The sequence below is a fragment of the Brachybacterium paraconglomeratum genome (assembly GCF_003994255.1).
Classification (GTDB): Bacteria; Actinomycetota; Actinomycetes; order Actinomycetales; family Dermabacteraceae; genus Brachybacterium; species Brachybacterium conglomeratum.
In genome coordinates this window covers 738,161-756,651 of record NZ_ML133851.1, presented here as the reverse complement: position 1 = coordinate 756,651, position 18,491 = coordinate 738,161, and the positions used below count along the sequence as shown (strand labels likewise).

17 protein-coding genes, 1 tRNA gene and 1 pseudogene are annotated in these 18,491 nt (G+C 72.0%); 8 read left to right on the top strand and 11 right to left on the bottom strand.

Annotation, left to right across the window (positions count from 1 at the left end):
* Nucleotides 1–34 precede the first annotated feature (34 nt).
* On the top strand, nucleotides 35–901 hold the full coding sequence (locus DS079_RS03415) for an HAD family hydrolase (protein WP_126984818.1): 867 nt from the start codon (nucleotides 35–37) through the stop codon (nucleotides 899–901).
* Here the strand turns inward: DS079_RS03415 and DS079_RS03410 are convergent.
* Genes DS079_RS03410 through DS079_RS03395 form a run of 4 tightly spaced genes read right to left on the bottom strand, consistent with a single transcriptional unit; the run spans nucleotide 892 to nucleotide 3,742 of the window.
* Nucleotides 892–1,317, bottom strand: coding sequence for a hypothetical protein (locus DS079_RS03410; RefSeq protein ID WP_126984817.1), 426 nt, complete (start codon nucleotides 1,315–1,317; stop codon nucleotides 892–894). The two genes, DS079_RS03415 and DS079_RS03410, sit on opposite strands and share 10 nt — an antisense overlap.
* A gap of 3 nt (nucleotides 1,318–1,320) precedes the next feature.
* Nucleotides 1,321–1,743: a hypothetical protein gene (locus DS079_RS03405; protein ID WP_126984816.1), complete on the bottom strand. Its 423-nt coding sequence runs from the start codon at nucleotides 1,741–1,743 to the stop codon at nucleotides 1,321–1,323.
* Complete coding sequence (locus DS079_RS03400) at nucleotides 1,740–2,720, bottom strand: NAD(P)H-quinone oxidoreductase (RefSeq protein WP_164736079.1); 981 nt, start codon at nucleotides 2,718–2,720, stop codon at nucleotides 1,740–1,742. The genes DS079_RS03405 and DS079_RS03400 overlap by 4 nt, the downstream gene beginning before the upstream one ends.
* A gap of 44 nt (nucleotides 2,721–2,764) precedes the next feature.
* Nucleotides 2,765–3,742, bottom strand: a complete 978-nt coding sequence (locus DS079_RS03395) for an MDR family oxidoreductase (RefSeq protein WP_126984815.1) — start codon at nucleotides 3,740–3,742, stop codon at nucleotides 2,765–2,767.
* Nucleotides 3,743–3,939: 197 nt separating this feature from the next.
* On the opposite strand from DS079_RS03395, the gene DS079_RS03390 reads away from it, so the two are divergent.
* The 5 genes from DS079_RS03390 to DS079_RS03370 all read left to right on the top strand — a co-directional run bounded on the left by DS079_RS03390 (nucleotide 3,940) and on the right by DS079_RS03370 (nucleotide 6,667).
* Complete coding sequence (locus DS079_RS03390; RefSeq protein WP_070499812.1) at nucleotides 3,940–4,299, top strand: GntR family transcriptional regulator; 360 nt, start codon at nucleotides 3,940–3,942, stop codon at nucleotides 4,297–4,299.
* Entirely contained in the window at nucleotides 4,296–5,180 is an 885-nt protein-coding gene (locus tag DS079_RS03385; protein ID WP_126984814.1) for an ABC transporter ATP-binding protein, read from the top strand. The genes DS079_RS03390 and DS079_RS03385 overlap by 4 nt, the downstream gene beginning before the upstream one ends.
* 11 nt (nucleotides 5,181–5,191) lie before the next feature.
* A complete protein-coding gene (locus tag DS079_RS03380) occupies nucleotides 5,192–5,908 on the top strand; it encodes a hypothetical protein (protein ID WP_126984813.1) in 717 nt (238 codons plus the stop codon).
* Between the two features lie 57 nt (nucleotides 5,909–5,965).
* Nucleotides 5,966–6,053, top strand: a tRNA-Ser gene (locus DS079_RS03375).
* 74 nt (nucleotides 6,054–6,127) lie between these two features.
* Nucleotides 6,128–6,667, top strand: a complete 540-nt coding sequence (locus DS079_RS03370; protein ID WP_126984812.1) for a hypothetical protein — start codon at nucleotides 6,128–6,130, stop codon at nucleotides 6,665–6,667.
* Between the two features lie 9 nt (nucleotides 6,668–6,676).
* Here the strand turns inward: DS079_RS03370 and DS079_RS03365 are convergent, their stop codons facing one another.
* Entirely contained in the window at nucleotides 6,677–7,471 is a 795-nt protein-coding gene (locus DS079_RS03365; RefSeq protein ID WP_126984811.1) for a DUF1684 domain-containing protein, read from the bottom strand.
* 199 nt (nucleotides 7,472–7,670) lie between these two features.
* On the opposite strand from DS079_RS03365, the pseudogene ptsP reads away from it, so the two are divergent.
* Nucleotides 7,671–9,388 (top strand): annotated as a pseudogene (gene ptsP / locus DS079_RS03360) (phosphoenolpyruvate--protein phosphotransferase).
* 90 nt (nucleotides 9,389–9,478) lie between these two features.
* Here the strand turns inward: ptsP and DS079_RS03355 are convergent.
* The 6 genes from DS079_RS03355 to ku all read right to left on the bottom strand — a co-directional run bounded on the left by DS079_RS03355 (nucleotide 9,479) and on the right by ku (nucleotide 15,546).
* Nucleotides 9,479–9,751: an HPr family phosphocarrier protein gene (locus DS079_RS03355; RefSeq protein ID WP_126984810.1), complete on the bottom strand. Its 273-nt coding sequence runs from the start codon at nucleotides 9,749–9,751 to the stop codon at nucleotides 9,479–9,481.
* A 77-nt stretch (nucleotides 9,752–9,828) separates the two neighbouring features.
* Nucleotides 9,829–10,980: a mannitol-1-phosphate 5-dehydrogenase gene (locus DS079_RS03350; RefSeq protein ID WP_126984809.1), complete on the bottom strand. Its 1,152-nt coding sequence runs from the start codon at nucleotides 10,978–10,980 to the stop codon at nucleotides 9,829–9,831.
* Between the two features lie 5 nt (nucleotides 10,981–10,985).
* Entirely contained in the window at nucleotides 10,986–13,157 is a 2,172-nt protein-coding gene (locus DS079_RS03345; RefSeq protein WP_126984808.1) for a PTS sugar transporter subunit IIA, read from the bottom strand.
* Between the two features lie 201 nt (nucleotides 13,158–13,358).
* Nucleotides 13,359–13,982, bottom strand: coding sequence for a TVP38/TMEM64 family protein (locus DS079_RS03340; protein ID WP_126984807.1), 624 nt, complete (start codon nucleotides 13,980–13,982; stop codon nucleotides 13,359–13,361).
* A 95-nt stretch (nucleotides 13,983–14,077) separates the two neighbouring features.
* Nucleotides 14,078–14,389 carry a putative quinol monooxygenase gene (locus DS079_RS03335; protein WP_126984806.1) on the bottom strand — a complete coding sequence of 104 codons (312 nt, stop codon included), beginning with the start codon at nucleotides 14,387–14,389 and terminating at the stop codon, nucleotides 14,078–14,080.
* 170 nt (nucleotides 14,390–14,559) lie between these two features.
* Nucleotides 14,560–15,546, bottom strand: coding sequence for a non-homologous end joining protein Ku (gene ku, locus DS079_RS03330; RefSeq protein WP_126984805.1), 987 nt, complete (start codon nucleotides 15,544–15,546; stop codon nucleotides 14,560–14,562).
* Between the two features lie 100 nt (nucleotides 15,547–15,646).
* On the opposite strand from ku, the gene DS079_RS03325 reads away from it, so the two are divergent.
* A complete protein-coding gene (locus tag DS079_RS03325) occupies nucleotides 15,647–18,151 on the top strand; it encodes an ATP-dependent DNA ligase (protein ID WP_126984804.1) in 2,505 nt (834 codons plus the stop codon).
* The last annotated feature ends 340 nt before the right edge of the window (nucleotides 18,152–18,491 follow it).

The window sequence follows — 18,491 nt, the reverse complement described above, 5'->3', positions numbered from 1 at the left end:
CCGTTCGTCGGCGGCCGATGGCACACTGCCGCGCATGAGCGCCTCCACCACGACCACCGACCGGATCGCCGCGCGGGAGCGTCTGGCCGAGCACCTCGACCGGCTCGACGGGAAGGCGCTGCTGATCGGCCTCGACGTCGACGGCACCCTCGTCGACCACGACGGGCGGATGACCCCCGAGATGCGGGACACGCTGCGCGGCGCCGCGAGCACGCACACCGTCGTCATCGCCACCGGCCGCTCCCTCGGCGCGACCCTCCCGATCGTCGAGGCCGCCGGGATCACGCGCGGCTACGCGGTCTGCTCCAACGGCGCGGTCACCGTCGAGATGGACCCGGAGGCCGAGGGCGGGCACCGCATCGTCGACACCCGCTCCTTCCAGCCCGGCCACGCCCTGCGCACCCTGCGCGAGGTCGCCCCCGACGCGCACTACGCGGTCGAGACGGCCGACGGCGGCTTCCACTCGACCACCGGCTTCCAGGACGCGAGCTTCGGCGTCGAGGCGACCGAGACCGCGCTCGAGGACCTGATGGAGCTCGAGGCGGTGCGCGTGGTCGTCCACGTCCCCGACCTCTCCCCGCAGGAGTTCAGCAAGGTCATCGCCGAGTCCGGGGTGCACGGCGTCGAGTACTCGATCGGGTGGACCGCCTGGCTGGACATGGCCGCGCCCGGCATCTCCAAGGCCAGCGCCCTCGAGGTGATCCGCGACCGGCTCGGCATCGAGCGGCGCGCGACCGTCGCCGTCGGCGACGGCTTCAACGACACCGAGATGCTCGCCTGGGCCGAGGTCGGCGTCGCGATGGGGCAGGCGCCACAGGGCGTGAAGGACGTCGCCGACGTGGTCACCGACTCGATCTACGAGGACGGGACGGTGCTGGTGCTGGAGCGCTTTCAGCGCTGACGACGACGGTATGCGCGGAGCCAGGCCTCGGAGTCCTTGACGGCCTGCTCGTTGGCGTGACGGATCGGGCGGGCCCATTTCGGGTAGACGGCGTCCGGGATCGGGATGAAGTCCAGCCGGCAGATGATCAGCGGGATGAAGCACAGGACGGCGATCGGCGCGAGGGGCAGGATCAGATAGACCCCGATCACCGGCAGCACCACCGCGCTGAAGCACCAGCACAGCACCCCGGTCGCTGGAAACCCGATCAGCGACATGCGCTCTTCGAAGTCTGGATTCCCGCGGCCCCGGCCCATCCATCGTCGTGCCGCAGGGGAGCGTCCACGGCGCTGCCAGATGGCGAAGGCGAAGAGGGCCGCTCCCACGACGAAGGCGGCTGCGGAGAACAACAGTCGGATGGTCACCTGGTCGACCACTGCTCAGCGCTCCTTGCGACGGCGTCGGAACCCCCGCTTCCAGGCCGCCTCGACGCGGCGGTTCCGCTCCCGCAGAGGGCGGGCCCAGCGGGGGTAGAAGAGGTCGGGGAGCGGGATGAAGTACATCATCGCCCACAGGAAGAGGACGAAGGACAGCGCGGCGAGCGGCAGTGTGACGAGGCCGAGGTAGATCCCCACCACCGGCAGCACGAAGGCAGCGAAGCACAGGCACATGACGCCGAACATCGATGCGCCGAGCACCGCCCAGCGCTCGTCGCGCAGGCGTTCGCCGAACTCGTCGCCCATCCAGGCGCGAGCTCGCTCGGAGCGGCCTCGCCGGGCCCAGGCCGTGTAGGCGAGGCAGAAGACGCCGACGAGTGTGAGGCCTGCGGATACGAGGAGTCGGGTCGTGAGCTGATCGCTCATGCGCTCCGGCGGCGGCGCCCTCGCCGGTGCCCGTCGGCCGACTCCTCGACCTCCAGGATCACCTTGCCCAGGTGGCCTCCGATGCGGAGGATCTCGTGGGCGCGAGCGGCCTCGGCCAGCGGGAGCCGCTCGTGGATCGGGATCTGCAGCTCCCCGGAGGCCAGCAGCGGCCAGACCAGGTAGCGGGTCGCCTCGAGGATCGCAGCCTTGTTCTCCACCGGGCGCGAGCGCAGGGTCGAGCCGATCACGCGGGCGCGCTTGGCCATCAGCTGCCCGATCGGCAGCTCGCCGCTCGCACCGCCGAGCGTCCCGATGATCACCAGGCGACCGCCCTCGTTGAGCATCGCGACGTTGTCGGCCAGCGCCGAGCCGCCGACGACGTCGAGGATCACGTCCGCGCCGCCCGCCTCGCGCACCGCGGCGGGCAGGTCGATGATCCGGCGGTTCCACGCCTGCTCGGCGCCGAGCTGGGCGACGATCGGCAGTGCGTCGTCGCTGCCGACGGTGGTGAGCACCCGGGCGTCCATGGCCTTCGCGAGCTGGATGGCGACCGTGCCGATGCCGCCCGTGCCGCCGTGGACCAGGACCGTCTCGCCCTCGCGCATCCCCGCCTCGAGCACCAGGTTCGACACGACCGTCGCGGCGGCCTCGACCACCCCGGCCGCGTCGATCAGGCCCATGCCCTCCGGAGCCGGGAGCAGCTGCGCCTCGGGGACCGCGACGACCTCGGCGTAGCCGCCGCCGGCGAGCAGGGCGACGACCTCCTCGCCGGTGTCCCGTCGGCGGCCGGAGACCTCGAGGCCCGGCAGCTCGGAGGCGCCGGGCGGCGGCGGGTACTTCCCTGCGGCCTGCGCCAGGTCGGCGCGGTTCACGCCCGCGGCGACGACGTCGACCAGCACCTCGCCGGGGCCGGGCGTGGGTTCGGGCAGCTCGGCGAGCTCGAGCTCGCCCTCGCCGACGATGGTGATCGCGCGCATGGTCCTCTTCTCGGTCGTCGGGCTCTCAGTGTCCGGGCTCGCCATCATCGTCCCACCTCGACGACGGTGCGGCCGCGGACCTGGCCGGCCAGCACCTGCTGCGCGGCGGGGATCGCGCCGGCGAGGCCGATGGTGGTGGTCATCGAGTCCAGCAGGGCCAGGTCGAGCTCGCTCGCCAGCGCCGCCCAGGCCCGCTCGCGCAGCGGCAGCGGGCACTCGACGGAGTTGATGCCGGCGAGGGTGACGCCGCGCAGGATGAACGGCAGCACCGTCGCGGGCAGGTCCGGTCCCTGCGCGAGGCCGAAGGCGGCGACCGTGCCTCCCCACGCGGTCTGCGCGAGGACGTTCGCGAGGGTCGTCGAGCCGACCCCGTCGACCGCGGCGGCGAAGCGCTGGGACTGCAGGGGACGGCCCGGCTCCTCCGACAGCTCGCGGCGGTCCACGACCTCGGCGGCGCCGAGGGAGCGCAGGTACTCGCCGTGCTCCTCGACGCGCCCCGTCGAGGCGATCACGCGGTGGCCGCGTCCGGCGAGCAGCGCGATCGCGACCGAGCCGGCGCCGCCGGAGGCGCCGGTGACCAGCACGTCCCCGTCGGCCGGGGTGAGCCCCGCGTCCTCGAGCCGCAGCACGGCGAGCATCGCGGTGAAGCCGGCGGTGCCGAGCGCGGCGGCGCGCTGTGGGGTGAGGGCGTCGCGCAGATGGACGAGCGCGTCGGGCCGCACGCGGGCGCGGGTCGCGAAGCCGCCGTGGCGGGACTCGCCGATCCCGTCGCCGTTCAGGACGACGCCGTCGCCGGGGGAGAAGCGGGCATCGGCGGACTCCGTCACCGTGCCGACCAGGTCGATGCCCGGGATGAGCGGGTGGGTGCGGGCGATGCCCTTGCCGGCCAGGGCCATCGCGTCCTTGTAGTTCAGCGAGGAGCACTCCACGTCGAGCGCCACCTCGCCGGTCAGCAGGGACTCGTCGGCGTCCTCCAGGAGGCGCGGGGAGGCGCCCTCGGACTCGATCAGGATCGCGCGCATTCGAGGCTCCTCACGGTCGGGCATCACGGTCGGCACCAGCGTATGCCCCCGACCCCGATCCTGACCTCGACCCGGACCTCGACACCGATCCCGCCCTCGACGTCGACCCGACCCTTGACGGCCCCCCGGTCCCATGGTTCATTAGTGGGGTAATTAACCAATGAGCCGCAGTCGCGGCTCCGACCCCGGAGGTCCTCGTGCTCGACGAGTCGAAGCCCCTCTTCATCGCGGTGGCGGAGCAGATCGAGGACGGCGTCCTCGATGGCACCTACCCGGAGGAGACCCCCGTGCCCTCGACCAACGAGCTCGCCGCCTTTCTGCGCATCAACCCCGCCACGGCCGGCAAGGGCCTGAACCGCCTGGCCGACGCCGGCGTGCTCGTCAAGCGGCGCGGCGTGGGGATGTTCGTGGCTCCCGGCGCCACCGACCTGGTGCGGCGCCGTCGCCGCCAGGACTTCCGTCAGGCCTACATCGCCCCGCTGCTGCGCGAGGCGGACCACCTGGGGCTCACCGCCCAGGAGGTCATCACCATGCTCACCGAGGAGGACCACCGATGACCGTCGTCGAGACCCGAGACCTGACCAAGCACTTCCGCGACGTCGCCGCGATCGACCACGTCGACCTCGACCTCGACGAGGGGCGCATCCACGGCCTGCTCGGCCGCAACGGCGCGGGCAAGACCACCCTGATGAAGCTGCTCACCGGCCAGACCTTCGCCACATCCGGGCAGATGCGCGTGTTCGGCGAGGGCCCCGTGGAGAACGCCGCGGTGCTCTCGCGGACCTGCTTCATCCAGGAGAGCCAGAAGTACCCCGACGGCTTCCGGCCCCGAGACGTGCTGCGCATCGCCGAAGGCCTCTACCCCGCCTGGAGCCAGGAGCTCGCCCACGAGCTGATCGGCGAGTTCCGCCTCCCCGAGAAGCGCCCCATCTCCAAGCTCTCGCGCGGCCAGCTCTCGGCCGTCGGGATCATCCTGGGCCTCGCCTCGCGGGCCCCGCTGACCTTCTTCGACGAGCCGTACCTGGGCCTCGACGCGGTCGCGCGGCGACTGTTCTTCGACCGGCTGCTGGCCGACTTCGCCGAGCATCCCCGCACCGTGATCCTGTCCACCCATCACATCGACGAGGTCTCCAACCTCCTCGAGCACGTGGTGCTGCTGGACGGCGGCCGGGTCGTGATCGACGCCGAGGCCGAGGAGCTGCAGGCCGCGGCGATCGAGGTCTCCGGCCGAACCGACGAGGTCCGCGGGTTCGTCGGGGACGCCGACCTCCTGCACTTCCAGGAGATCGGCGCGCTCGCCACCGCCACGGTCCACGCGGAGCAGGGGCGCGAGGAGCGGGCCCGGGCCGCCGGGCTGCAGGTGGGGCCCGTGTCCCTGCAGAACTACATCGTCCACCGCACCAACACCGCCGCGGAGCACCCCGCGACGGTCTCCTGAGAGGAGCTCCCATGCGATATCGCAGCGTCATCGACATGCACGTCGTCAACCGCATGCAGGCATTCGGATGGCAGCCCATCATGGGCGCCATCTCCCTCCTGCTGGTCCTCGCCATCGGCGCCATCGTCGGCAGCCAGGGGCCGGAGGCCCGGGCCGGCATGTACGAGGGCATGACCTGGAACGGCGCGATCTTCGCCCTGCTCGGGCCCATGATCGGCTACGGCTTCACCTCGATGGGCCAGTACTTCCCGCTCGCACTCGGCCTCGGCCTGACCCGACGGGAGTTCGCGACCGGGGTGAGCCTCGTCTTCCTCGCCAACGCGGTCGTCTACTCCGTGGTCATCACGATCGGCAAGATCATCGAGGTCGCCACCGGCGGCTTCGGACTGCAGATCCGCTTCTTCGACGTCTTCTACACCGGCACCGGACCCGCCTGGCAGACCCTGATCCAGACCTTCCTGCTGATCCTCGGCGTGCTGTTCCTGGGGGCGGCGATCACCGCCGCCTACCTGCGGTTCGGCCAGGCGTTCCTGTGGATCGCCGGAGCGGTGCTCGCCGTGCTCGCGGTGGCGCTGCTGGCCGGGATCATCCTGCTCGACGGGTTCGGAAGCGGCCTACTGGACGTGCTCACGATGGGCTGGGGGCCGTGGATGGCCGTGATCACCGTGATCGGCGCGGCCTCCGCCGGGGTCTGGCTGCTGCTGGTGCGCCGCACCCAGACGCGCTGAGCGGTCGGGGCGCGGTCCGGCCGGACGGTAGACTTCCGCGGGTGCCTCCGGGCACCGGGAGGGTTGTCAGAGCGGCCGAATGAGATGGTCTTGAAAACCATTGTGCAGTGACCCTGTACCGCGGGTTCGAATCCCGCACCCTCCGCTGACCTGCGCTTCTAGTGTCCGTCGCAGGGGCAGTGTCCCGCGGGGGCGGGCGACGTCGTGGTGAGGGGGAACGTGGCCGAGGTCAGGTATCGCGCGATGCGGATCTGGTGGGTCCGGGCCGCGCTCGGCGTGGTCTTCGTGCCCGTTTCGCTCCTCATGCTGGGCAGCGGCGTCATGCTGCTGAGCACGGAGTCCGTCGCCGGGGTGCTCGGGTTTCTGCTGTGCCTGTCCCTCGTGCTCTTCATCGGCCTGGTCTGGTTCGTGGGCACCAGGATCCAGTTCCTCGTCGACGACGAGGGGATCACGATCGTCCACTACGTGCGCACCCATCGGATCCCGTGGGAGCGGGTCGCCGTGATCGAGCAGAGCAGCTCCTACTGGACCACGGGCGCCGCGGTCGTCGTGCTGCGCGAGCCCGCCGGCCGACGGATCACCGCGCTCGCGACCACGGATCGCATGATGCTGTACCGCGGGGAGAACCCGTTCGACACCGTCCGAGCCGGGAATGCACCGCGCTACCCCACCCTCGCCGCCATCGAGGCGCACCGCCGCTGGATCGCCGCGGCGAACGCGCGGATGCAGGGTCGACAGGACCCGCGGGCCCTGCACTGACCTGCGCGCTCAGCGGTCCGTCGGATCCACGCGGCGCTCGCCGGCGCGGACCGGGACCGGCAGGTGGTTGCCCTCCGGCGGGCGGGGGCAGGTCGCCGAGGTGCTGAAGGACGAGGGGAAGTTCAGCGCCCGGTTCAGGTCCACCTCGATGCGGTCCCCGTCGATCCGCGCCTCCACCTGACGCCAGTCCGCGCTCTCCGCGCCGGAGGTCTCGTCGGTGAACACGAGGGTGGAACGGCCGGTCACCACGAGCTCCACGTCCTGGCCGCCGACCGTGAGGCGCGCGACGCCGGGAGAGGGGATCTCCGAGGTGAGCCAGGGCAGGACCGAACCGACCGTGACCTCCGCCGGACGCGGTACGAAGGTGCCGGTCAGCACCGCGTCCGGGTCGTGGTCGAAGGTCGGCACGCCCTCGAAGGCGGTGCGGCGCGGGGCCGACGGGTCCAGCAGGCGCAGCCCGATCCGGTCGCCGCGGCGGATCACGTCGATCTGCACGTCCTCGCCGAAGCGGGCCAGGCGCACGTCGGCGGCCGCGCCGACGGTGACACGAGTGTGCTCGCCATGGTGCTCGACGAGCGCCTCGGGGGCGTCCGCCAGCAGCTCGAGCGCCTCGCCCTCCCACTCCGCCTCGAGCACGTCGCCCTCGCGCCGCCAGGTGCCGGGCACGCCCTCGATCTCGCGCGCCCCGTCGGCCGGGTCGATCCAGTGCAGTCCCACCTGGGAGAGGATCCCGTGCGGCTCGGCGAGGCCGCGGTCGCGACGGTCGCGGAAGGCGAGGAAGTCCTCGGGGGCGGATGCGGTCATGGGAGCCTCCTGCAGGTCTCGGACGGGGACGCTCGCAGTCTGCTCCCTCTCACCCCGCACGTCGAGGGCCCGCGTCATGCGCGGTCATCCGCCGAGGCCGTCGACCTCCGCGGACTCCCCGCGCTGAGCCTGCCCTCCCTCCGCCGCGTAGCATGTGCGCCAACCAGGAGCATCCGGCCGGATCGAGGAGATGACGACGATGGCGCAGTACACAGGTGTGGCAGTGAGCCCCGGACGGGTGATCGGGACCATCCGCACGATGGCCCCGCCGGTCGCCGAGCCCGCGGCGGGCGCGACGCTGCCCGAGGGCGCCGACGCGCAGACCGAGTCCGAGCGGATCCCCGCCGCGGCCGCCGCCGTGCAGACCACCCTCGCCCGCCTCGCCGAGCGCGCGAACGGCGACGGGAAGAAGATCCTCGAGGCGACCGCACAGATGGCCGCCGACCCCTCCCTCACGCAGACCGCCCAGGGCCTCGTCCTCTCCGGCGGGAAGACGCCCGAGCGGGCCGTGTGGGAGGCCGGCGATCAGGTCGCCTCCATGCTCGAGAACCTCGGCGGGTACATGGCCGAGCGCGCCACCGACGTGCGCGACGTCCGCGCCCGCATCGTCGCCGAGCTGCGCGGCGAGCAGGCCCCCGGCATCCCCGAGGTCGAGGAGCCGTTCGTGCTCACCGCCATCGACCTCGCCCCTGCCGACACCGCCACCCTCGACCCCGCGCGGGTGCTCGCGCTGGTCACCTCCGACGGCGGTCCCCAGTCGCACACCGCGATCCTCGCCCGCCAGCTGGGCCTGCCCGCGATCGTCGCCGCGAAGGGGATCCACGAGTTCCCCGACGGCACCGAGGTGTTCATCGACGCCGGCTTCGGCACCATCACCGACGAGGTCACCGAGGAGCACCAGCGCCTCTCCGAGGCGTGGGCCGAGCTGCAGCGCAACCCCCTGACCTACGAAGGCGGGGGAGGGGTCCTCGCCGACGGGACCCGCGTGCAGCTGCTGGCCAACATCGGCGGCGCGAAGGACGCCGAGAAGGCGGCCGCCGCGCACGCCGACGGCGTGGGCCTCTTCCGCACCGAGTTCCTGTTCCTGGACCGCGAGGACGAGCCCGGCGTGGAGGAGCAGACCGCCGCGTACTCGGAGACGTTCGCGCACTTCCCGGGCAAGAAGGTCGTGGTGCGCACGATCGACGCGGGCGCCGACAAGCCCCTGCCCTTCCTCACCGACGCCGACGAGCCCAACCCCGCCCTCGGCGTGCGCGCCTATCGCACCTCCTGGGAGAAGCGCTCGGTGCTGACCAACCAGCTCGACGCGATCGCCGCCGCCGCGAAGAGCACCGAGGCGAAGCCCTGGGTGATGGCGCCGATGATCGCGACCGTCGACGAGACCGAGGACTTCGTGGGCCTGTGCCGCGAGCGCGGCCTCGAACCGGCCGGGATCATGGTCGAGACCCCTCGGCCGCGATCACCGCCGACCGCCACCTCGCCGAGTCGGACTTCGCCTCGATCGGCACCAACGACCTCACCCAGTACACGATGGCCGCCGACCGCCAGCTCGGCTCCCTCGCGCACCTGAACTCGCCCTGGCAGCCCGCCGTGCTCGCCCTGGTGAAGGCCACCTGCGACGGCGCCCGCGCCGCCGGCGGCGACCCCGAGGCGTTCGGGGAGAGCGCGAACAAGCCCGTCGGCGTGTGTGGCGAGGCCGCGGGCGACCCCGGCCTCGCGGTGGTGCTCGTCGGCCTCGGCGTGAACTCTCTGTCGATGACCCCGCGCTCCCTGCCCGCGGTCGCGAAGGTGCTCTCGACCGTCACTCTCGAGCAGGCCAAGGACCTCGCCGCGAAGGCGCTCGCGGCCCGCACCTCCGAGGACGCGGTGAGCCTGGTCCGCGCGAACCTGCCGATCCTGGGCGAGCTGGGGCTGTGACGGGCTGAGCTCCGCCTCTCGGCGCTCCTGAACGAGGAAGGCGCCCCACCTGGTCGGTGGGGCGCCTTCCTCGTCGCGGGGAGCTGTCGCTCAGTCCTCGGCGTCGAGGTCCTTCTCGAGCAGGTCCGCGAGGGCGTTGACCGACTCCTCGGCTCCCTCGCCCTCGGCGCGGAGGGTCACCTCGTCGCCGTGACCGGCGCCGAGGGTCATGAGCATCAGCATGCTCGAGGCCTGCACGGCGCTGCCGCCGGCCTTCTCGATGGTGACGGTGGCCGGCTGCTGCGCAGCGGCCTGGGCGAAGATGCCGGCGGGGCGGGCGTGGAGCCCGGAGGCGCTGGCGATCGTGACGGTGCGCTCTGCCATGGTGGATGCCTTTCGATCGGGTGGTCCCGCGGCCGCGGGCCGCGGGCGAGAAGTCGGGGACGGCTCGGGCGGGGTGCTCAGTCCGTGTGACGCGAATATACCGGGGACGCGATCCGCTCGCGCACCTCGGCGTACAGGGGGTGGGACGGCTCGAGCCCGGTGATCTCCGCGGTGGCGGCGTCCGGATCGGCGGAGGCGAGGATCTCCTGCAGGCGATCGACCTCCTCGTCGCCCTCGGGAGTGAACACGAGCGCGGCGGAGAGGGAGTTCAGCAGCGCCTCGTGGCCGAGCCCCCGCTCGGCGAGCTCCGCGGCCGGGCCGATGATGCGGTCCTGGCGGGAGAGCTTGCGCAGCGGGGAGCGGCCGACGCGCTCGACCGGGTCCGGCAGGGCCTCGTTCGCGAAGCGGCCGAGCACCTTCGTGCGGTACGCCGCCATCTCCTCCTCGGCGAAGCCGTGCTTGGTGACCAGCAGCGAGGAGGTCTCCTCCAGCACGGCCCCGACCTGCTCGGCGACCTCCGGGTCCGCGATCGACTCCGCGATCGTCGCGTGGCCGGTGCGGGCGCCGTGCCAGGCCGTGGTGGCGTGGCCCGTGTTCACCGTGAACAGCTTCCGCTCGATGTACGGGCCGAGGCTGTCCACCCAGGTGATGCCCGGGACGTCCGGCTCGGTGCCCTCGAAGGGGCCGCGCTCGACGGCCCACTCGTGGAAGTCCTCGACCGTGACGTCGAGGCCCGCGCCCTCGGCCTGGACCGGGACGATCCGATCCACGGCGGTGTTCGCGAACAGCGCCTTCTCGTCGAGGTCCTCGCCCTGGTAGGCGGCGCGCACCTCGGCCTCCAGCAGATCGGTCGCGTTGATCGCGTTCTCGCAGGCGAGGACCGCGATGCGCGGCGCCCCCGCGGGGCGGGCCGCGATGCCGGCGGCGATGTTCGGGGCCACGAACCTCAGGATCCGGGCGCCGACGGCGGTGGTGACCATGTCCGCCGAGGCGATCTCCTCGGCCAGGCCCTCCGGGTCCTCGCTCGAGTTGATCGCCCGGAAGCCGTCGACCACCGTCGTGGTCGGTTCCTGGCCGACGGTCCGGACCGTGTACGAGTCCGCCGCCTGCAGCGACTCGACCAGCGGGGCGGCCACGTCGGAGAAGACCACCTCGAAGCCGGCCTCGTGCAGCAGCAGGCCCACGAAGCCGCGGCCGATGTTCCCTGCACCGAAGTGCACTGCCTTCATGGTGCTCACTCCTTCTCGTCCCCGAGGATCTCGAGGATCTCGTCGGTGGTGGTGGCGTTCTCGAGGCGCGTGACCTGGGCGGGATCGGAGAAGGTCATCGCGACCTTCTGGAGCAGGGTGAGGTGCTCGTTGCCGACCCCGGCGATGCCGATCACGAAAGTGGTCGGGTTGCCGTTCCAGTCGATCCCGCCCGGGTAGCGCACGAAGGACATCGCCGAGCGGGTGATCGAGGACTTCGCCTCGTTCGTGCCGTGCGGGATCGCCAGGCCGTTGCCCATGAAGGTGGATACTGTCGCCTCGCGGTCGTGCATCGCCTTCACGTAGCCCTCGTCCACGGCGCCGGCGGCGACCAGCAGGGCGCCGGCCTCGTCGATGCCGGAGGCGGAGTCGGTGGCGGTGCCGTCCAGGACGATGCTGGAGGGGGCGAGGATCGTGTCCTTCGCCGTCTCGTCCTCCGGTCGGGGTGCGGCGTGGCGGCCGCGCGGGGACTCGTCGGCCGACGGGGTGGTCGCGGCGGCGGTCGCCGCACCGGTTCCGGCGGCTGTGCCGGCGCCGGCTGCCGCGGCGGTGCCTGCCCCGGCACCCGTGTCGCCGTCAGCCCCGGCGCCGGTCGTCGCGTCGGGATCGTTGCGCTGGCCCACGAGCTCGACGACCTCGTCGTAGCGGGGCGAGTTCATGAACTGGTCGACGCTGACGTGCACGGCCGAGCCGGTGCGCTGGCGAGCGCGATCGGTGAGCTCCTTCTGGGTCACCACCACGTCCCACTCGTCGTTCAGGCTCGAGATGGCCTTGTTCGTGACCTCGACGTCGTCGAAGCCGGCCGCGCGCACCTTCTTGCGCAGCACGGTCGCGCCCATGGCGGAGGAGCCCATGCCCGCATCGCAGGCGAAGACGATCTTCCTGATCGGGCCGGTGTGGCCGGAGTCGTCGGTCGCGGCGGCCGCACCCGCGCCCGCCGCGCCGGCGCCGGTGAGCGCGCCCGCGACGGAGGACTTCTTGCCCTTCATCTGCTCCATCTTGGCGGTGGCGGCGGCGATGTCGCCGTCGTCCTGCTTGCCGATCTTCAGGAACAGCGCGGCGAGCAGGAAGCTGACGGTCGCCGCGCCCAGGACGGCGAGGGCGATGCCGAGATAGGAGTCGCGGGCGGCCACGCCGAAGATGGCGATGATCGAGCCCGGCGCCGCGGCGGAGATCAGGCCGGTGCCGAAGGCGACGTTGATCGCGACACCGGTCATGCCGCCGCCGATCGCGGCGAGGATGAGGATCGGCTTCATGAGCACGTAGGGGAAGTAGATCTCGTGGATCCCGCCGAAGAACTGGATGATCGCGGCGCCCGGGGCGGAGGCCCTCGCGGCCCCTCGGCCGAAGACGGTGTAGGCCAGCAGGATGCCGACGCCGGGGCCGGGGTTCGACTCGAGCAGGAAGAGGACGGACTTGCCGTCGGTCGCGGCCTGCGAGATGCCCAGCGGCGTGAGCACGCCGTGGTTGATGGCGTTGTTGAGGAAGAAGACCTTCGCGGGCTCGATGAGGAGCGAGACCAGCGGCAGCAGACCCGCGTTCACGAGTCCGGCCACGCCGCTGGCCAGCAGGGACATCAGGCCGTTCACCAGCGGCGCGAGTCCGAAGAAGCCCGCCACCAGCAGGGCGAAGCCGACGATGCCGGCGGAGAACATGTTCACGAGCATCTCGAAGCCGGCGGGGATGTGGTCCTGCCACAGCCGGTCGAGCTTCTTCATGATCCAGGCCGCGAGCGGCGCCATGATCATCGCGCCGATGAACATGTGCACCTGGGGGAGCGCCTCGAAGGCTGACTCCGCATTGCCGGCGGCGAGCCACTTCCCGAGCTCGGCGGCGTTCTCCTGGTCGATCAGCCAGTCCGAGCCGGCGATGACGCCCATCGTCGCGATCACGCCGACCACGGCGCCGCGCGCCTCGTAGACCATCCGGCCGCCCGTGTTCGCGATGAGCAGCGGCAGCAGGTAGTGGATCATCGGGCCGACGGCCGCGGCGAGCGGCTCGTTCGGGGTCCACCCCTCAGGGATGAAGAACGCGGTGAGGATGCCCCACGCGATCAGGGCCGGGATGTTCGGCATCACCATGTTCGACAGTGATGTGCCGACCTTCTGCAGGGCCACTCGCGGGCCGGCCCCGCTCTTGGTCTCGGTCGTGGTGGTCATGAGCCATCCTCACGGGGGTGCGGGACCACGAGCCTGGTCCTCGGTGGGCGACGGCGCGGGCCGGGCGGCTCGCTGCGGCCGGTCGGGGCCGTGCCCTCTCGAGGAACCGTGGGCCTGCTCCGTCGGCGTGCCCCGCAGTCTAGACCCGGACCGGGCTCGGACGGCGGTCGCCGGTCCTGCGTCGTGCGAGGTGAGCGGGGATCAGACCGCGTCGGCCGCCTCGTCGTCCTCGGTCGTGACGGCACGGGTCGCCCGCCAGCGCCGGTACGACACGACGGTCAGGACGAGCACCACGACCCAGGAGGCCACCACGACGGCGCCGTGGAACACGTTCGGGGAGGCGAGGAAGGCGCCGATCGCAATGAGGGAGACCTGGCCGGGCAGCGCCGAGAGCGCTGTGGCCAGCAGGAACTCGCGGCTCGGGATGCCGAGCGCGCCGCTGCCGTAGTTCACCGGCCAGTAGGGGATCCCGGGCATCAGCCGCAGTGTGCACACCGCGTAGAAGCCGCCGCCCTCGAGGCGCTCCTCGACGACCTCACGGTGCGAGCCGAGCGCCCGCATCACCGTCTCGCGGCCCAGCGCCCGGGCGAGCCAGTACGCGCCGAGGCAGCCGGCCGTCACCCCGATCATCGACAGGAGCGTGCCGGGACCCAGGCCGAACAGCATCCCGCCGGCGACCGCCATGATCGTCACCGGGATCGGGGTCAGCGCCACCAGGGCGTAGAGGGCGATGAAGGCCAGCGGTGCCCAGGCGCCGAAGTCGTCGATGTCCGTGCGCAGCTCGTCCAGCGAGGGCAGGCGCACGTTCAGCGCGAGCCACACCATCGCCAGCGACGCTGCGACGAGCGCGACGTTGCGCGCGATGGAGCCCCAGGGCGTGCTGTCCCGCTCCGCCCCGGGGCTCGTGCGCTCGGAGGTGCTCAGAGGGCGCCCTGCGACTCCGTCCCCGCGGGGATCGGGGTCATGCGGGTGACGGTCGCGGGGCCCTCGATGAGGTCCGCGATGTCCGCGCGGAGGATCTTCACCTGGTCACTGTCGCCGTGGACGTCGAGGTCCTCAGCCGTCGTCCACTTCTCGATCATGGTCACGGTGCCGTCCTCGGCGTCGTGGATCGCGTAGAGCTCGCAGCCCTTCTCGGTGTGGACGGCCTCGATGCCGCGGCGCATGGCCTCGGCGAGCTCCTTCTGCTTGCCGGGCTTGGGCTGGAACACGGCGGTGACGACGACGGTCATGGGAACTCCTCGGGGTGCAGGAACACTGATCGTCCCCCATGGTGCCGTGCTCGACTGAACCGTTCCACCGCGTCCCACGCGGTCACTCAGCCGTGCTCCTCGGCGGACGGTGTCCGCGAGGCGCAGCCCTCGAGTGCAGGCGTGGCGCTCCCCCCGGTCACAGCGCGGCCTCACGCGGACTTCTTCGAAGCGCCTGATCTCTTGGCGGTACCGGACTTCTTGGTGCTGCCGGATTTCTTGCTGCCGGACTTCTTGGTGCTGCCGGATTTCTTGCTGCCGGACTTCTTGGCGCCGCCGGATTTCTTGCTGCCGCCCGACTTCGTGGTGCCGCCCGACTTCTCTCCGTCGTCGCCGGCTCCTGTGTCGCCGCCGCGGCGCCTCCGCACGCTTCGCTCGAGGGCGTCCATGAGGCTGATGACCTTGCCGCCCTCCTCCGAGTCCTCCCCGGAGCTCTGTTTCCCGAAGGTCGCGTCGGTGTCGACCGTGTCGCCTTCCTCCAGCTTCGCCTCGAGCAGCCGACGCAGCTCCGCCTGGTACTCGTCGGTGAACTGCTCGGGATGGAAGTCGTCGCTGAACTGCTCGACCAGCGCGGCGGACATCTCCATCTCCTTCGCGGAGACCTTCGACCTCGAGGGCCCGAAGTCGACGTCCTTGAGATCGGTCGGCCAGCGCAGGGTCTGCAGGGCCAGCAGGTCCTCGTGCACCCGGAGCACGCCCAGGCGCGTCTTCGTCCGCAGCGTGAAGGTGACGATCGCGGTGCGCTCGGTCTCCTCGAGGGTCCTCCGCAGCAGCACGTAGGCCTTCGAGGAGCGGCCGACGGGCTCGAGGAAGTACGAGGTGCCCAGCAGGATCGGGTCCACCTGGTCCGAGGGCACGAACTGGACCACGTCGATCTCGTCGCTCTCCTCCGCCGGGAGGGCATCGAGCTCCTCGTCGGAGAGCACGACCGTCTTGTCGCCGTCCTCGTAGGCCTTGTCGATGTGCTCGTAGTCGATCTCCCGCCCGCACACCTCGCAGCGCCGCTCGTAGCGGATCCGCCCGTGGTCGTCGTCGTGCACCTGGTGGAAGGAGATGTCGTGCGAACGTGTCGCCCCGTAGAGCTTCACCGGCACGTTCACGAGTCCGAAGGTGATCTCACCGCTCCATATCGCGCGCATGCCCCATGACACCACGGGGCGCGGCGCGCCGCCAGGAACGATCGGTCGGCGCCGCGGCCCGGCGCGGGACGGATCCGGTGATCGGGGGCACAGTGGGGACATGGCCACTCGAGAGCAGCAGGTGGAGATCGACGGGCGCCGGCTGAGGCTGTCGAACCTCGACAAGGTCCTCTACCCGGCCACGGGCACCACCAAGGGCGAGGTGATCGACTACTACCACCGCATCGCCCCGGTGATGGTCCCGCAGGCGATGCGTCGCCCGGCGACGCGCAAGCGCTGGGTGGACGGGGTGGGCACCGCCGAGTCGCCGGGCAAGGCGTTCTTCCGCAAGGACCTCGAGGACCACGCCCCCGACTGGATCCCGCGCGCCGACATCGAGCACAGCGACGGCGTCTCCACCTACCCGCTCGTGGACGAGCCGGCCGTCCTCGTCTGGCTCGCCCAGCTCGCCGCGCTCGAGGTCCACACGCCCCAGTGGCGCTTCGACGCGGACCTCGAGCCCGCCCATCCCGACCGGATGGTCCTGGACCTCGACCCCGGCGAGGGGGCCGGCCTGGCGGAGTGCGCCCGTGTGGCGGCCTGGTGCCGCGAGATCCTCACCGACATGGGCCTCAAGAGCTTCCCGGTGACCTCCGGCTCCAAGGGCATACACCTCTACGCGCCGCTGGACGGCAGTGCGAGCTCCGAGGAGGTCGACCAGGTCGCGCACGAGCTCGCCCGCGCGCTCGAGACCGACCACCCCGAGGAGGTGATCAGCACCCAGTCCCGTTCGAAGCGCACCGGCAAGGTCCTCGTGGACTGGTCGCAGAACAACGGCAAGAAGACCACCGTCTGCCCCTACTCCCTCCGCGGACGCCTGCGGCCCACCGTCGCCGCCCCGCGCACGTGGGAGGAGATCGAGGACCCCGCGCTCGCACACCTCGAGATGGCCGAGGTGCTCGAACGGGTCGAGGGCGGGATCGACCTCCTCGCGCCCCTCGGGCAGGACGAGGAGGGCGGCGGCGCGCCGGCCGGGCGGGCCCGCGACCGGCTCGAGGTGTACCGCTCGAAGCGCGACCCCGAGCGCACGCCCGAGCCCGTCCCCGCCCCCGACGTCGGCAGCGCCGCCGCGCAGGAGGCGCTCGAGGACGCGGAGCCGATGTTCGTGGTCCAGGAGCACCACGCCAGTCGTCTGCACTGGGACTTCCGCCTCCAGCACGAGGGCGTGCTGGTCTCCTGGGCGGTGCCCAAGGGGCCGCCGCTCGAGACGGGCGTCAACCGCCTGGCCGTGCAGACCGAGGACCACCCGCTCGAGTACGGCACCTTCGAGGGCACCATCCCCAAGGACGAGTACGGCGGCGGCGACGTCACCCTCTGGGACACCGGCACGATCGAGATCGAGAAGTGGCGCGAGGGCCGCGAGGTGATCGTGGTCTGCCACGGACGTCCTGACGGCGGGCTCGGCGGCGTGCCCCGACGCTTCGCCTTCCTCCACACCGGCGGCATGGGAGGATCGCGCCGCTCCGCCGCGGCGAAGGAGAAGGCGGAGGCGAACTGGCTGCTGCACCTGATGAAGGACCAGCCCGAGGCCGACGGCGCAGAGGGGCCAGGCCCCGCCTCCACGGGGACCTCGGAGGACGTCGAGATGGGCGACCCGATCGCGCCGATGCTCGCCACCCTCGGGAGCCGGGAGGACATCCGCGAGGAGGACGAGTGGGCCTTCGAGATGAAGTGGGACGGGGTGCGTGTCATCGCGACCGTCCTGGGCGACCGGGTCCGTCTGACCAGCCGCGGCGGCAAGGACCTCACCGTCACGTTCCCCGAGCTGGCCGAGCTCGTCGACGCCGTGGCGCCGCCCCTGCGGGAGGCGGGGGAGACCGTGCTCGATGGGGAGATCGTGGCCCTGGACGGCCGTGACCGGCCCTCCTTCTCCCGCCTCCAGCAGCGGCTCGGCCTCACCCGGGAGCGCGACGTCGAGCGGGCCCGGAAGGACGTCGAGGTCCACGTCATGCTCTTCGACCTGCTCGTGCAGGGAGGCGACTCGCTGCTGCGCACCCCCTACCGGCAGCGGCACGACCGGCTGTTCGAGGCGGTGCACGCCACCGAGCACGTCCAGCTGCCGCACGCCGACCACGGCGACGTGGACCAGGCGATCGCCCTGTCGAAGGAGCTCCAGCTCGAGGGGGTGATGGCGAAGACGGAGAGCGGCGTCTACCGGCCGGGCAAGCGCACCCGTACCTGGATCAAGCTCAAGAACGCCCGTCACCAGGAGGTCGTGGTGATCGGGTGGCGCCACGGCAAGGGGGAGCGTTCCGGGACGATCGGTTCCCTCCTGGTCGCCGTCCCCGACCCGAGCGGGGATCTGCACTACGCCGGCCGCGTGGGCACCGGCTTCTCCGCCCGCGATCTCGAGGAGATCGCGGGCCGGCTCCGCTCCCGCTCCCGGAAGACCTCACCGGTCGACGACGTCCCCTCCGCGGACCGGCGGGACGCCGAATGGGTCCGCGCCGACCTGGTGGGGGAGGTCCAGCACACCGAACGCACCGACGACGGCCGGCTGCGCCATCCCGTGTGGCGCGGATGGCGCCCGGACAAGCGGGCCGAACAGGTGCGGTGGGAGACATGAGGGAGGGGCCCCGGACCCATGGCGGGGTCTCCTGGATCACACCCGGGCCCCCGCAGCCCCGCCGATGACGTAGTCTTAGTGTGCACGGCGCAGGATGCCTCCCTCGGGGGCGACCGACGACGGTCGCGCATCTCCGACGAGACAGGGACTCCATCACCTCCTCCGCACTGCCCACGAACTCCTCTCCGCACCATCCCCGGTCGCTCGCAGTCCCCGCCGAGCGCTCCGCCCCCTCCCGGCTGCGAGCCGATGCCGACGCCCTCGTCGCCGCGCTCGCCGGAGGGGCACCCACGGCCTCCGGGCCCCAGAACGGCCGCATCGGCGACGTCACGTCGTCGGC

Bases quoted from the DNA above. Each gene is read 5' to 3' on its own strand.
- DS079_RS03415 (WP_126984818.1), top strand. From the start codon at position 35: ATGAGCGCCTCCACCACGACCACCGACCGGATCGCCGCGCGGGAGCGT.
- DS079_RS03405 (WP_126984816.1), bottom strand. From the start codon at position 1,743: ATGAGCGATCAGCTCACGACCCGACTCCTCGTATCCGCAGGCCTCACA.
- DS079_RS03400 (WP_164736079.1), bottom strand. From the start codon at position 2,720: ATGCGCGCGATCACCATCGTCGGCGAGGGCGAGCTCGAGCTCGCCGAG.
- DS079_RS03395 (WP_126984815.1), bottom strand. From the start codon at position 3,742: ATGCGCGCGATCCTGATCGAGTCCGAGGGCGCCTCCCCGCGCCTCCTG.
- DS079_RS03385 (WP_126984814.1), top strand. From the start codon at position 4,296: ATGACCGTCGTCGAGACCCGAGACCTGACCAAGCACTTCCGCGACGTC.
- DS079_RS03380 (WP_126984813.1), top strand. From the start codon at position 5,192: ATGCGATATCGCAGCGTCATCGACATGCACGTCGTCAACCGCATGCAG.
- DS079_RS03365 (WP_126984811.1), bottom strand. From the start codon at position 7,471: ATGACCGCATCCGCCCCCGAGGACTTCCTCGCCTTCCGCGACCGTCGC.
- DS079_RS03355 (WP_126984810.1), bottom strand. From the start codon at position 9,751: ATGGCAGAGCGCACCGTCACGATCGCCAGCGCCTCCGGGCTCCACGCC.
- DS079_RS03350 (WP_126984809.1), bottom strand. From the start codon at position 10,980: ATGAAGGCAGTGCACTTCGGTGCAGGGAACATCGGCCGCGGCTTCGTG.
- DS079_RS03345 (WP_126984808.1), bottom strand. From the start codon at position 13,157: ATGACCACCACGACCGAGACCAAGAGCGGGGCCGGCCCGCGAGTGGCC.
- DS079_RS03340 (WP_126984807.1), bottom strand. From the start codon at position 13,982: ATGGTGTGGCTCGCGCTGAACGTGCGCCTGCCCTCGCTGGACGAGCTG.
- DS079_RS03335 (WP_126984806.1), bottom strand. From the start codon at position 14,389: ATGACCGTCGTCGTCACCGCCGTGTTCCAGCCCAAGCCCGGCAAGCAG.
- ku (WP_126984805.1), bottom strand. From the start codon at position 15,546: ATGCGCGCGATATGGAGCGGTGAGATCACCTTCGGACTCGTGAACGTG.
- DS079_RS03325 (WP_126984804.1), top strand. From the start codon at position 15,647: ATGGCCACTCGAGAGCAGCAGGTGGAGATCGACGGGCGCCGGCTGAGG.